We start from the raw sequence: 12490 nt of genomic DNA on the forward strand, positions 1-12490 counted from the left end.
TCAGATCTTCGTACGGTGGAAATTGGCGTACGAACGCGACGGCGTCGGCCCGCGCTGACCCTGGTAGCGCGACCCGTACTTCTCCGAGCCGTACGGGTGCTCCGCCGGCGACGACAGCCGGAAGAAGCACAGCTGGCCGATCTTCATGCCGGGGTAGAGCTTGATCGGGAGCGTCGCGACGTTCGCCAGCTCGAGCGTGACGTGGCCGTCGAACCCCGGGTCGACGAAGCCTGCGGTCGCGTGGGTCAGGAGCCCGAGCCGGCCGAGCGACGACTTGCCCTCGACCCGAGCGGCGACGTCGACCGGCAGTGCGACCCGTTCGTAGGTCGACCCGAGGACGAACTCGCCGGGGTGCAGGATGAACGGCGCGCCGTCGGCCGCCGTGACCTCCTTGGTGAGGTCTGACTGGTCCTCGGCCGGGTCGATGTGCGGGTAGCGGTGGTTCTCGAACACCCGGAAGAACTTGTCGAGGCGTACGTCGATGCTCGACGGCTGCATCATCGCCTCGTCGTAGGGGTCGACGACGATCCGCTCGTTGTCGAGCTCGGCACGGATGTCGCGGTCGGAGAGCAGCACAGACCGACGGTAGCGCAGGTGCCTCTGGAGGACCGCGCGCAAGCGCGGAGGGCGTGACCCCCGGCGCGACCTACGTTCGAGACATCTCGGACATATCTGTCATCCATGTCACACAGTCACCGCCCGGCCAGGCGTCGGGCGCCGCACAAGGGGGCCGTCCGATGGGGACCCAGCAGCAGCCCAGCCGAGCCTGGGCCACGTACGAGGCATTCGCCGGCCTGCGCTGGAACGGCAGGCGAGACGACCCCTCGCCGAGCACGGTGACGCGGCCGACGAGGGCCGAGGCCGCAGCACCCGCGGCGACCACCAGGCGACGGCGCAACCACGGTGTCAGGACCTTGATCCACAGGATGCTCGCGAGCACACCCGTCTGACCTGCCCTTGGCTCACCCTCCGGGATGTGTTTGACTGCCTGGGTCCCCGGAGTCTACGGAAGGTGAGCTTGTGGCTACCCCCGGCCGCAGGAAGGCCCCACGCGCGCGCCGCACCCCGTTGACGACGCTGCGCAACCGTACGCTCCGCCGCCGTCCCGCAGCCTTCGCAGGCCTGGTGGTCGCCGGCGTCGTCGGCGTCGCCGCGTCGACACCCCTCGCGGCCACCGTCGCCCAGGATCCCGGCAGCTCTCCGGTCGCGATCACGTCGATCGCCTCCGCGCCGTCGCTCGAGCAGCACATCGAGGAGCGTCGCGAGGTCGCCGTCACTCGCTCGTCGTCACGCGCCGCCCTCACCGACCCGGCCAAGCAGGTCGTCGCGGGCGCGGCCGAGGCCACCGCCGATCCGAGCGCCACCGTCGTGAGCCCGACCGGCAGGATCTCCGGCAAGCCCTGCACGAGCGGCTCCGACGTGGAGAGCGGGCTGACGGCCAACGCCATCTCCGTCCACCGCGCGGTGTGCGCGGAGTTCCCGGCCGTCACCTCGTACGGAGGGGTCCGCTCGGGTGACGGCGGCGAGCACGGCTCCGGCCGGGCGCTCGACATCATGGTGAGCGGGGAGACCGGTGACGCGATCGCCGACTTCGTCCGAGCCAACGCCTCCAAGCTGGGCGTCACCGAGGTCCTCTGGGCCCAGAAGATCTGGACCACTCAGCGCGGCTCGGAGGGCTGGAGATCGATGGAGGATCGCGGCTCTTCCACCGCGAACCATTTCGACCACGTCCACGTGACAGTGGGCTGACGCGCTCGTATAGAGTGGTCCGCGTCGCTTCGGCGGCACGCCTCGCGGGCGTAGTTCAATGGCAGAACATCAGCTTCCCAAGCTGATAGTGCGGGTTCGATTCCCGTCGCCCGCTCTCGAGTGACGAAGGGCCCCGGACACCGTCCGAGGGCCCTTCGTCGTACGCAGCGTCTCTCTCCACTCGGCGGCGTCTCATGCGTACGAGGCACAGAGTCGCCAGCGGTCCCCACGCGAGTTCGAGGCCCAGCACGACAATGTTCGGCGTACCGCCACATTTCATGACCTGCCCCTGGCATGTGACGAACGTCTCACCTAGGTTGAGTCGGGTCCAACAGACTCAACGAGGAGGTCCGACGTGCGAAAAGCACTCACCGGAGCCCTGGGAGCAGTGGTCGCCGCCACCATGGTGACCACCGCGACACCCGCAGCGGCAATCGACGAGGTCAACACGACCCAGCTCCGCAAGGAAGTCACGGTCAACGGGATCCTGAAGCACGCCCGCGCGCTCCAGGTCATCGCCAACCAGAACGACGGCACTCGCGCGTCCGGGCTCCCCGGCTACGAGGCGTCCGTCGACTACGTCACCAAGCAGCTGCGCCGATCCGGCTACCGGGTCACGAAGCAGGCGTTCAGCTTCCCGTTCTTCCAGTCCCTCTCCGACCCGACGCTGTCGCAGGTCTCACCGACGCCGACGGACTACGAGACGGACGTCTACGACTACTCGGGTGACGGCGACGTCACCGGTGTCGTCGTCCCGGCCACCAACAACGTCATCCCGGCGACGCCAGAGCCCAGCAGCACCGCAGGATGCGAGCCCGGCGACTTCGCCGCGGCCCCTGCCGAGCCGGCGATCGCGCTCGTCCAGCGCGGCGGCTGCGACTTCGCGGTCAAGGCCGACAACGCCGCTGCGGCAGGCTACGACGCACTCATCATCTTCAACGAGGGCAACCCGGGCCGTACGGAGCTGTCCGTCGGCACCCTCGGCGGAGAGAAGCCGATCCCCGTGGTCGGCCTTTCGTACGCCGACGCGGTCGCCATCCTCGATCAGCTCGAGGCGGGCCCGGTCACCCTCAGCGTGTCGACGGACGTCGAGAACGATCCTGACCGCACCACCTGGAACGTGATCGCGAACCTCTCAGCCAAGGACCTCAAGAAGGTGAAGAACAAGGACCAGGTCGTCGTCGTCGGGGCGCACCTCGACTCCGTCGCGGCCGGTCCTGGCATCAACGACAACGGCAGCGGCACGGCCGGGATCCTGGCGATCGCGCAGGAGATGGCCGACCTCAAGCTGACCAAGAAGCTCGCGCGTCCCGTCCGCTTCGCCTTCTGGGGCGCAGAGGAGTCGGGCCTGCTCGGCGCCGAGCACTACGTCGCCTCGCTGACCGACAACCAGCGCTCGAAGATCTACGCGAACCTCAACTTCGACATGATCGGCTCGCCGAACTACGTCAGGTTCGTCTACGACGGCGACGGCTCCGACGGCGGTCCCGTCGGCCCGCCCGGGTCCGACGTGATCGAGACGATCTTCACCGACTACTTCGAGAGCCAGGGCCTGGCCAGCGAGCCGACCGACTTCGACGGGCGGTCCGACTACGGCCCGTTCATCGAGGCGGGCATCCCCGCAGGTGGTCTCTTCTCGGGGGCTGAAGGCGTCAAGACGCCGGAGCAGGCCGCGGTGTACGGCGGCACGGCCGGTGAGTGGTACGACCCGTGCTACCACCAGGCGTGCGACGACATCACCAACCTCAGCGTCAAGTCGCTCAACGAGCTCGGCGATGCTGCCGCGCACGCGACGCTGACGTTGACGAAGTCGAAGTCCGGGCTGTACCCCGACGGCAGCCGCAAGGCGAAGGCTGCCGCCGCCGCCAAGGCCCAGGCGCTCTCGGCGCCGACGGCCGGCGCGCACGCAGGTCACGCGGCGCGCTGATCCGACCGGAACGACGGCCGAACGCTCGACGCCCCTCCGCCTCCGGGCGGAGGGGCGTCGTCGTCAACGCGTCGTGGTGCGCTTGACCGCGAGCAGAGCCTCGGCGAGCACAGTCACCCCGTCGGCACCCAGGACGTCACCCAGGAGCCCGATGAACGCCCCTTCGAGTGCGTTCTCGGCGTCGCGCCAGCGACCCGCGTCGCTGGGGCGGTGGGCGTCGCGCGCCTCGGCGATCTCGTCGTCGTTCCATCCCAGCGAGCGCATGCGGTCGGGTCCGGCCTCGGAGTCGACCACCATCGCGGCGTGGACGGAGAGACCCACCAGCCCGAGCGCCGCGAAGTACAGGCCGCCCCGGAGCTCGCGCACCGTCATCGCCGCCTGCGCGAGCCGTGCGGGCACGTCATCGGGACGCTCTGCGCGCTGCCAGCCCTGCGCGAGCAGCATCGGCGCAAGCTGTGCCTCGTCGAGGACCTTCTCGAGCCGGTCCGCCGCCGAACGCGCGGCGCCGTCGTCCAGCAGGTGCTCGCGACCCCACCGGTGGCAGGTGTCGAGGTAGGCCGCAGCCGCGTCGGCTGCGGAGACGCTCGCGCTGCGCTCCCAGATCAGGTCGATGACGCGACGGGGGAAGATCCCGAGGACGTCGTACGCAGCGTCGGTGGTGACGTCACCGAGAACGCCGACGCGACCGCGGAAGTAGAGGGCTGAGGCCGGCATGCCGATCTCCTTCGACGTCGACCGGATCAGGTCCGACGTCATGAAGATGCTGCCGAGGGCGCCGAGGGACTCGCGCCAGGGGTTCACGGGGGCCATACCTGCACCGTAGCCGCCCTGTGACCTACGCCGCACAGCCGCACCACTAGGCTAGGTCGGACTTCTTCCCCCGAGGAGTCACCTTGCTCGTCCTGCGCCTCATCGCCGCCAACTGCGCTCTCGTCGCGGCCTGGCTCGGCACGCTCTTCCTGCTCGGATTCCGGGCGATCCCGATGCAGCTCGCGCTGCTCGCGCTCGGCGTCGTGACGTCGTCCATCCTCGTCTCGAAGGCGATCCTGGACCGTGAACGGCAGCGCGGACAGGCGACACCGCCGCCGGAGTCCCTGGCTGCGGCCGAGGCCTGACCACCCGGGCGCATCCTCGGCGTGCCGAGGGTCAGTGCGGCTGCCAGGCGTCGTCGTCCTTCGTGAGGGACTCGACGCCGTCGGGGAGCCGACCGTCGGCGAGGTGCTGGATCGTCACCGACTCGAAGACCTCCCGCAGGCTGGCGCGCGCGGCGATCCACACGTACTGGAGCACCTCGGCAGAGCCGCTGTACGAGACGGCCTCCGGCCGCAGCCCGTACACGCTGACGAGCGGACCGTCGACCGCGCGGATCACGTCGGCCACCGAGATGTCGCTCGCCTCGCGCGCAAGCCTCCAGCCGCCCGACTGCCCACGCTGGCTGACCACGATGCCCGCTCGTCGGAGGTCGGCCAGGATCGCCTGCAGGAACCCGTGCGGGATCTCCTGCTTGCGCCCGATCTCCTCCGCGGAGACAGGGGAGGAATCGTCTCGGCCGGCGATCTCGATGAGACCGCGGAGGGCGTAGTCGGACTTCGTGGAGACCCGCATGAGATAAGTCTCCCAGATCCGTACACGAACTCGGGTTGAGCCGCCCCGGGCTTGCGTCGGTTACTTGCGAGTAGGACACTGTTATTACTCGCTAGTAATCCTGCTGCACGCGAGGCAGCACGAACGAACAGGGACCTGTCGCCGTGAGCCACTACAAGAGCAACCTTCGCGACATCGAGTTCAACCTCTTCGAGGTCTTCGGCCGCGACGAAGTCCTCGGGAAGGGCCTCTTCGAGGACCTCGACGTCGACACCGCCAAGAGCATCCTGAGCGAGATCGACCGGATGGCCCGCGAGGACCTCGCAGAGTCGTTCGCTGACGCCGACCGCTTCCCGCCGGTGTACGACCCCGAGGCCTGCACCGTGACGATGCCGGAAGGCTTCGCCAAGGCGTACAAGACCTGGATGGACTCCGAGTGGTTCCGCCTGCAGCTTCCCGTCGAGCTCGGCGGCCAGCCGGCTCCGGCATCGCTGGTGTGGTCCACCGCCGAGCTCGTCCTGGGCGCCAACCCGCCGGTCTGGATGTACTCCGCCGGTCCGAACTTCGGCTACATCGTCCACCGCAACGGCACCGACCGTGACAAGCAGATCGCCAAGCACATGGTCGAGCGCCACTGGGGCGCGACCATGGTGCTGACCGAGCCCGACGCCGGGTCCGACGTCGGCGCCGGCCGCACCAAGGCGTACCTGCAGGAGGACGGCACCTGGCACATCGAGGGCGTCAAGCGCTTCATCACCTCGGCCGAGCACGACATGAGCGAGAACATCATCCACCTGGTGCTCGCGCGCCCGGTCGGCATCGAGGGCGCCGGCGGCCCGGGCACCAAGGGCCTCTCGCTGTTCGTCGTCCCGAAGTACGGCTTCGACCTCGAGACCGGCGAGCTCGACGGCACCCGCAACGGCGCGTACGTCACGAACGTCGAGAAGAAGATGGGCATCAAGGTCTCCACGACCTGCGAGCTCACCTTCGGAGACTCGTCGGTCGGCAACGGCCAGCCGGCCAAGGGCTGGCTGCTCGGCGAGGTCCACGACGGCATCGCGCAGATGTTCCAGGTCATCGAGAACGCCCGCATGCTCGTCGGCACCAAGGCGATCGCGACGCTGTCGACCGGATACCTCAACGCGCTCGACTACGCCAAGGAGCGCGTCCAGGGCGCCGACATGCTGGACCCGGCCAAGGACGCCCCGCGCGTCACGATCACGCACCACCCGGACGTCCGCCGCTCGCTGATGACTCAGAAGTCGTTCGTCGAGGCGCTGCGCTCGCTCGTGATCTACACCGCCAGCTGGCAGGACCGCGTCATGCAGGCCGAGGCGGCCGGCGAGAAGGACAAGCTCGCCGAGCGCGTCAACGACCTCCTGCTCCCGATCGTCAAGGGCTACGGCTCGGAGCGTTCCTGGGTCCTGCTCGGCACCGAGTCGCTGCAGACCTTCGGCGGGTCGGGCTTCCTCCAGGACTACCCGATCGAGCAGTACGTCCGCGACGCCAAGATCGACACCCTGTACGAGGGCACGACCGCGATCCAGGGTCAGGACCTGTTCTTCCGCAAGATCGTGAGGGACCAGGGCCAGGCCATCGCGCACGTCGCCCAGGAGATCCAGGGCTTCATCGCCTCGGAAGCCGGCAACGGTCGCCTCAAGCTCGAGCGCGAGCTGCTCGCGAAGGGCCTCGAGGACGCCCAGGGCATCCTCGGCACGGTCTTCGGCCAGATAATGTCGGCCAACCCCGCCGACGGCGGCGACCCGAAGAACGTCTACAAGGTCGGACTCAACACCAGCCGCCTGCTCATGGCGCTCGGCGACGTCGTCTGCGCGTGGCTGCTGCTGCGTGGCGCCGAGGTCGCACTCGCCGCACTCTCCGGCGACGTCTCGGAGTCGGACAAGCGTTTCTACGAGGGCAAGGTCGCGGCCGCGCAGTTCTTCGCCCGCCAGGTGCTCCCGAAGCTCAGCGCCGAGAAGGCCATCGCCGAGGCCACCGATCTCGACGTGATGGATCTCGACGAGGCTGCGTTCTGACGCACTGACGCACGTCCCGACGGAACGACCCGACGTCTCTCCCCGCACAGGGGTGCAGACGTCGGGTCCTTCTGTCGGGACCCGTGTCACCTAGGCTCTGAGCATGCCGTCGCGAGCGTGGTACGCAGTCGGGCTCGCGCTCGCGGTGATCGGGATCGTCGGCGCGGTGCTGCTCGGGCTCGCCGCTGCAGCCCTCGCCCGAGACGCAGAGGTCCATGCCCTCCCCGACGACGGCACCGTGACGATCGATGCGCACCGGCTCGCCGTCTGGGTGCACGCCGACGTCCCTGCGGGCACCACCGGCGACGACCTGGGTGTCATGTGCGACGTCGTGCCCCAGGGCGGTCCGCTCATCGAGGTGCCCGCGCTCGTCAACCAGTCGGCCGAGATCAACGGGTGGCACCTCGTCGCGCTGTCGGCCCGCGACTCCACCTCCGAATGGTCCGGCATCCCGGCGACCCTGTCCTGCGAGTCCACCGACGGTCGCCTCGCCGACGCGACCTGGGGCACGGGACGGCAGCCGCAGGTCATCGGAGTGCTCGCCCTCTCGCTCGGTGCGATGGCGTTCGGCGTGGGCGGCGTCCTCGTGGGTGCGCTCGCCGTCCTCGTGGTCTGGCTCCTGCGACGTCGACGGATGCGCAGCACGCCCGAGAGCGGTCCGACGGCCGCGTGAGCCCCGGCTGCGGTGTCCGTTTCCCGCCAGTGCGTACGTCCCCCTGGTGCTGAGATGAAGGCATGCCGCGGCTGACAAGGGCCGCGGCACCCGCTTCTCAGACAAGGACGTCAACCGTGAAGATCGCGCTCATCACCGGTGCCAACCGGGGGATCGGACTCGCCACCGCACGCCGCCTCGCGAAGGACGACCACCACGTGATCGTGGGCTCGCGCGATGCCGTGGCCGGCCATGAGGCAGCGCAGCGCCTGGTGGGGGAAGGACACTCCGCAAGCAGCCTCGCCCTGGACGTCACCGATCCAGCTCGGATCCGCTCGGCAGCAGCTCAGGTCCAGGAGGAGTTCGGGCGCCTCGACGTGCTGGTGAACAACGCGGGCATCCTCCCCGAGGCCACCGAGACGGAACCGGGGAGCGTCGTGGACGTCGCCATGTACGAGAAGACGTTCGCCACGAACGTGTTCGGTCCCGTCGCCGTCACCTCCGCGTTCCTGCCGCTGCTGCGCGAGAGCGCGGCCGGCCGGATCGTGAACGTCTCCTCGACGATGGGATCGCTGACCGACCAGACCGACCCGGAGTCGCCGTACTACCCGACGCTCGTGCCGGCGTACCAGGCGTCGAAGGCTGCCCTGAACAACGTCACGATCTCGTTGGCCAAGGCACTGACCCAGACTCAGATCAAGGTCACGTCCGTGTGCCCCGGCTGGGTCGCGACCGATCTCGCGCCCGGCAACCGGGACGCGGCTCCGACGACCCCCGAGGCTGCGGCCGAGGTGATCGCCGCGGCCGCCACGCTCCCCGACGATGCGGAGTCGGGAAGGTTCGTCGACGCCGGCGGGACCGTGCCGTGGTGACGGTCGGGACGGCTACGCGGTGCCGCCGAGCGGAAGATCGATCCGGGCTGCCCCGTCGGAGGTGATCCGTACGGGAACGCCCCAGTCCTGCTGATGGACGTGGCAGGCAGCCCCCACGTCGCCGCCGTCGTCGCACGAAGCGGCCATGGCGGCGACGTGGAGCACCCCGTCACCCACCGCAGGGTCGAGGACCAGACGGCGTACGAGGCCGGCTGCGCGGCCCTCACCCTCGCGCAGGAGAGCCGGGGGTGTGGACGTGACGACAAGCCTGGTCGCCGGACCGTACCTCTCGTCGAGGTGCTGGCCCGGCGGCGGCGTGAACGCGACCGCGAGCTCGATCTCGCCGGCGCGCACCTCGGTGGTGGGGCGCCCCGTCGTGTGGCTCGCCCCGCTCGCCACCGCCGTCGCGCCGAGCGGCACACGGGTGAGGCGGTGCGCCGACGACTCGATGACCAGGACGTCGGAGGTGCCGTCACACAGGAGGCCGGACGGTTCGGACAGGCCGGCGACGAGCGTGCTCACGGCGTCGCTCGCCGGGTCGTAGCGTCGGACGGCACCGTTGTAGGTGTCGGCGATCGCCACCGACCCGTCGGGCAGCACCGCAAGCCCGAGCGGGTGCTGGAGCAGCGCATCGGCAGCCGGGCCGTCGACGAAGCCGAAGTCGAACAGTCCCTTGCCGACGACCGTCTCCACCACGAGGTCGCCGTCGCGCTCGACCACCCGCCGCAGCGCGCTCGCCTCCGGGTCCGCCAGCCAGAGCGTGTCCCCGTCGGGAGCCAGACGGGACGGCTGGGAGAACCACGCATCGGCGAGCGGGCCGTCGATCAGCCCCTCGTTCGTCGTGCCGGCGACAACCTCGACGTCGCCGGTCGCCGGGTCGTACGTCCACAGCTGATGGATGCCGGCCATCGCGATCCAGACCCGGTCGCGCCACCAGTCGACGTCCCACGGCGACGACAGCGATGCCGTCCCGTCGCCCTGCATCCACTGACGCCCGTCCCCGGCAAGGACCTGCCGAGCACCGTCGGCGAGCCGTACCCCGATCAGCTGGTGCGCGAGCGTGTCGGCGACGACCACGTCGTACGAGACCGCCGCACGCACGTGCTCCGGCAGCAGGACCAGCCCGTTCGGCTCGCGGAACCCTTCGTACCTGCGGACGACGGTCTCGGTCCCCGATGCGAGCGACAGCTCGACCAGACTCCCGCTCCCCGCGTCCGCGACCAGCAACGACCCCGACGGCAGCCGGATCGCGGTCGCCGGGAAGCGCAGGTCCCCAGGCTCGGGCTCCGGCGCCACGTACGGCGAGCGTCCGCGCGTGAGGGTGCCGCGAGCCTCGTACTCCCCCACCAGCTCGTCGAGGATCGCGTCGATCGCGTGCACGTGTCCTTCGCCGGCGTACTGCGCGAGCACGTAGCCCTCGGGGTCGATCAGGACCAGCGTCGGCCACGCACGGGCGGTGTACGCCTGCCAGGTCGTCAGCTCCGGATCGTCCAGGACCGGGTGCGAGATGCCGTTGCGCGCGACCGCGGCCGCGAGGGCGTCGGCGTCGGTCTCGTGCGTGAACTTGGGCGAGTGCACGCTCACCACGACGAGCGCGTCGGCGTACTTCTCCTCCAGCGGCCGCATCTCGTCCAGCACGTGAAGACAGTTGACGCACCCCGACGTCCAGAAGTCGAGGACGACGAACCTGCCGCGGAGGAGTCCGAGGTCGAGGTCGGCCCCGCCCGTGTTCAGCCAGCCTCGACCCACCAGCTCCGGCGCCCTAACGCGGACGCGACGCTTCTCGCTCACGCTCAGAGCCTAGGCAGACCGGCGCACCCGCTCGAGGTCGACCACCACGAACGGCCCTCCTGGACTACGGTCTGGACGTGGAGAAGCTCATCCTCGTCGCTGGGGTCGCGCTGGCGCTCTGGGCGCTCAGCTGCCTTCTCATGGTGCTGTTCGCGTCCCGGCTCCCCGACGGGCTCCTGCGGCAGATCGCCGAGTTCCTGCCGTCGTGCGTCACCGCGGCACGGACGTTGCGCCGGCATCCCGACGTCCCGCGCCGCGCGAAGGTCGCCCTGCTCGTCGCGGTGCTGTGGGTGGTCTCGCCGATCGACCTGCTGCCCGAGTTCCTCCCGGTGATCGGCCCGCTCGACGACGTGGTCGCCGTGGTCCTGCTGATGCGCTACGCCGCTCGAAGCATCCCGCGGGCGACGCTGCTCGCGGCGTGGCCCAGCGACCCCCGCCTGCTCGAACGCCTCATCGGACGGGCGCCCGCCGCGAGCGAGTGATCTGTCAGCACGAGCCGCGTGCTGCCGTCGACCCGTCGGGACGGACGTCCAGGCGTACGGCGTCCGTGCGCGGCACCAAGAAGGCGCTGCCCGAGTCGCGGGTCCAGGTCACGGGAAGGAAGACGTACTGGTCTCCTGCCTCGAGCAGGAGGAAGAGCCCGTCGTAGCGGTACCGGTAAGCGCTGTCGGTGGCCGTGCACGTGGTGACGGGGACGGACTCCGGCGGGATGCCGAGGCTCTGCGCGCTGAACAGCACGGCGGACGGCGAGGTGCCCAGGCCGTCGACGATCTGGCGGGCGCGTTCTCTGCCGACGGCGGCGGAGTAGTCGGCCGTCGCCCAGAACAGGCCGAGCGCGACGACGACGAACACGGCGACCAGCTCGACGGCACGGGCACGGCGCTGCGCCCGGGTACGACGGGGTGCGCGGCCGCGGACCACGAACACGAGCACGAGCACCCCGCCGATCAGGCACAGCGGCGCTACGGCGACGCCGTCGAGCGCCGGGCTCCCGAACAGGCCGAGCAGCCCGTTGGTCAGGAGCAGAACTCCGGTCACGATCGCAGCCGTCGGCAACCACCGTCGGGTGAGCAGCCAGCGGAACGGCCCTGGTACGACGAGCGCGCACCAGCTGCCGACCAGCGCGACGAGGGCGACGAAGGCGACCGGGACGAACAGCCCGTCCTGCGCGCCCAGGAGGTAGTCGGTCGTGCTGAGGCCCAGCACTGTCGGGTTGAGGCCGAAGTAGCCGAACATCGCGGTCGCGCGCGACCAACCGAAGAAGAACAACAGCCCGGTCAGCACGGTCACCGGCGCGACGACCTGGGCCAGGATGCGCGTCAGCCGCGAGACGTCGAGCGTCTCGGGCTGCTCGTCCTCACCCGCTGCCGTCGTCACCGTCACCGCCGCTGTCGCCGCCGTCGCCGCTGTCGCCGCTGTCGCCGCTGTCGCTGTCACCGTCGCCGCTGTCGCCGCCGTCACCGTTGTCGTCGCCGCCGCACGAGTCGTCGGTCTTGACGGTCACGGTCGATCCACGCTCGACGGTGCCTTGCGGGTCGAAGCCCTGGTAGCAGGTGCCGTCCTCGTAGACGAGATCCACGCAGACCTCCTCACCGCCGCAGGCGTCGACCCACACCGCGGTGATCGCATCGCGGATGTCTTCGAGCGGCTGGCCGGGGTCGGGGACGCTCGGCACGTCGACCGGTGAGGCCGGCGCACCGTTCCCGCCGTTCCCGCCGTTCCCGCCGTTCCCACCGCCGCCGCCGCCGTCATCTCCACCGCCGCCGCCGCCGTCGTCACCGGCGCCGTTGCACCCGGCGACGAGCAGTGCCGCCAGCAACGCGCCGGCCCACCGTGTCCGCAGCATGTCGCCCGCCTCCTCAAGGACCAGCGGGGGGAT

The 12490-nt window shown here is 70.1% G+C and carries 14 protein-coding genes and 1 tRNA gene; 9 read left to right on the plus strand and 6 right to left on the minus strand.

Going from position 1 to position 12490, the window contains the following annotated elements:
- Positions 1-576 carry a dCTP deaminase gene (gene dcd / locus AB3M34_RS20450; protein ID WP_370616697.1) on the minus strand — a complete coding sequence of 192 codons (576 nt, stop codon included), beginning with the start codon at positions 574-576 and terminating at the stop codon, positions 1-3.
- 161 nt (positions 577-737) lie between these two features.
- On the opposite strand from dcd, the gene AB3M34_RS20455 reads away from it, so the two are divergent.
- The 4 genes from AB3M34_RS20455 to AB3M34_RS20470 all read left to right on the plus strand — a co-directional run bounded on the left by AB3M34_RS20455 (position 738) and on the right by AB3M34_RS20470 (position 3676).
- Entirely contained in the window at positions 738-950 is a 213-nt protein-coding gene (locus tag AB3M34_RS20455; protein WP_370616698.1) for a hypothetical protein, read from the plus strand.
- A 70-nt stretch (positions 951-1020) separates the two neighbouring features.
- Positions 1021-1749 carry a hypothetical protein gene (locus AB3M34_RS20460; protein ID WP_370616699.1) on the plus strand — a complete coding sequence of 243 codons (729 nt, stop codon included), beginning with the start codon at positions 1021-1023 and terminating at the stop codon, positions 1747-1749.
- A 44-nt stretch (positions 1750-1793) separates the two neighbouring features.
- Positions 1794-1864 (plus strand) — tRNA-Gly (locus AB3M34_RS20465).
- 240 nt (positions 1865-2104) lie between these two features.
- On the plus strand, positions 2105-3676 hold the full coding sequence (locus tag AB3M34_RS20470; protein ID WP_370616700.1) for a M20/M25/M40 family metallo-hydrolase: 1572 nt from the start codon (positions 2105-2107) through the stop codon (positions 3674-3676).
- Between the two features lie 63 nt (positions 3677-3739).
- On the opposite strand, the gene AB3M34_RS20475 is transcribed toward AB3M34_RS20470, so the two are convergent.
- Positions 3740-4486: a helix-turn-helix domain-containing protein gene (locus tag AB3M34_RS20475; RefSeq protein WP_370616701.1), complete on the minus strand. Its 747-nt coding sequence runs from the start codon at positions 4484-4486 to the stop codon at positions 3740-3742.
- Between the two features lie 83 nt (positions 4487-4569).
- Here AB3M34_RS20475 and AB3M34_RS20480 point away from each other — a divergent pair, with 83 nt between their 5' ends.
- A complete protein-coding gene (locus AB3M34_RS20480; RefSeq protein WP_370616702.1) occupies positions 4570-4791 on the plus strand; it encodes a hypothetical protein in 222 nt (73 codons plus the stop codon).
- A 31-nt stretch (positions 4792-4822) separates the two neighbouring features.
- Here the strand turns inward: AB3M34_RS20480 and AB3M34_RS20485 are convergent, their stop codons facing one another.
- Positions 4823-5281 carry an RrF2 family transcriptional regulator gene (locus tag AB3M34_RS20485; RefSeq protein ID WP_370616703.1) on the minus strand — a complete coding sequence of 153 codons (459 nt, stop codon included), beginning with the start codon at positions 5279-5281 and terminating at the stop codon, positions 4823-4825.
- Between the two features lie 143 nt (positions 5282-5424).
- Between AB3M34_RS20485 and AB3M34_RS20490 the strand changes: the two genes are divergently transcribed.
- From AB3M34_RS20490 to AB3M34_RS20500, 3 genes are all read left to right on the plus strand, one after another.
- Complete coding sequence (locus AB3M34_RS20490; protein ID WP_370616704.1) at positions 5425-7296, plus strand: acyl-CoA dehydrogenase; 1872 nt, start codon at positions 5425-5427, stop codon at positions 7294-7296.
- Positions 7297-7399: 103 nt separating this feature from the next.
- Positions 7400-7969 carry a hypothetical protein gene (locus AB3M34_RS20495; RefSeq protein ID WP_370616705.1) on the plus strand — a complete coding sequence of 190 codons (570 nt, stop codon included), beginning with the start codon at positions 7400-7402 and terminating at the stop codon, positions 7967-7969.
- Between the two features lie 116 nt (positions 7970-8085).
- Positions 8086-8820: an SDR family NAD(P)-dependent oxidoreductase gene (locus AB3M34_RS20500; protein WP_370616706.1), complete on the plus strand. Its 735-nt coding sequence runs from the start codon at positions 8086-8088 to the stop codon at positions 8818-8820.
- 12 nt (positions 8821-8832) lie between these two features.
- Here AB3M34_RS20500 and AB3M34_RS20505 read toward each other — a convergent pair whose 3' ends face one another.
- Positions 8833-10611, minus strand: a complete 1779-nt coding sequence (locus AB3M34_RS20505; protein ID WP_370616707.1) for a thioredoxin-like domain-containing protein — start codon at positions 10609-10611, stop codon at positions 8833-8835.
- 77 nt (positions 10612-10688) lie between these two features.
- Here AB3M34_RS20505 and AB3M34_RS20510 point away from each other — a divergent pair, with 77 nt between their 5' ends.
- Positions 10689-11093, plus strand: a complete 405-nt coding sequence (locus AB3M34_RS20510; RefSeq protein ID WP_370616708.1) for a YkvA family protein — start codon at positions 10689-10691, stop codon at positions 11091-11093.
- 4 nt (positions 11094-11097) lie between these two features.
- Here AB3M34_RS20510 and AB3M34_RS20515 read toward each other — a convergent pair whose 3' ends face one another.
- Together AB3M34_RS20515 and AB3M34_RS20520 are read right to left on the minus strand one after the other, a co-directional pair.
- Complete coding sequence (locus AB3M34_RS20515) at positions 11098-11988, minus strand: hypothetical protein (RefSeq protein ID WP_370616709.1); 891 nt, start codon at positions 11986-11988, stop codon at positions 11098-11100.
- Entirely contained in the window at positions 11969-12457 is a 489-nt protein-coding gene (locus tag AB3M34_RS20520; protein WP_370616710.1) for a hypothetical protein, read from the minus strand. The genes AB3M34_RS20515 and AB3M34_RS20520 overlap by 20 nt, the downstream gene beginning before the upstream one ends.
- Between the last annotated feature and the right edge of the window lie 33 nt (positions 12458-12490).

The sequence above is a fragment of the Mumia sp. Pv4-285 genome, from assembly GCF_041320275.1.
GTDB classification, from domain to species: Bacteria; Actinomycetota; Actinomycetes; order Propionibacteriales; family Nocardioidaceae; genus Mumia; species Mumia qirimensis.

Bases quoted from the DNA above. Each gene is read 5' to 3' on its own strand.
- AB3M34_RS20455 (WP_370616698.1), top strand. From the start codon at position 738: ATGGGGACCCAGCAGCAGCCCAGCCGAGCCTGGGCCACGTACGAGGCA.
- AB3M34_RS20475 (WP_370616701.1), bottom strand. From the start codon at position 4,486: ATGGCCCCCGTGAACCCCTGGCGCGAGTCCCTCGGCGCCCTCGGCAGC.
- AB3M34_RS20520 (WP_370616710.1), bottom strand. From the start codon at position 12,457: ATGCTGCGGACACGGTGGGCCGGCGCGTTGCTGGCGGCACTGCTCGTC.
- AB3M34_RS20495 (WP_370616705.1), top strand. From the start codon at position 7,400: ATGCCGTCGCGAGCGTGGTACGCAGTCGGGCTCGCGCTCGCGGTGATC.
- AB3M34_RS20485 (WP_370616703.1), bottom strand. From the start codon at position 5,281: ATGCGGGTCTCCACGAAGTCCGACTACGCCCTCCGCGGTCTCATCGAG.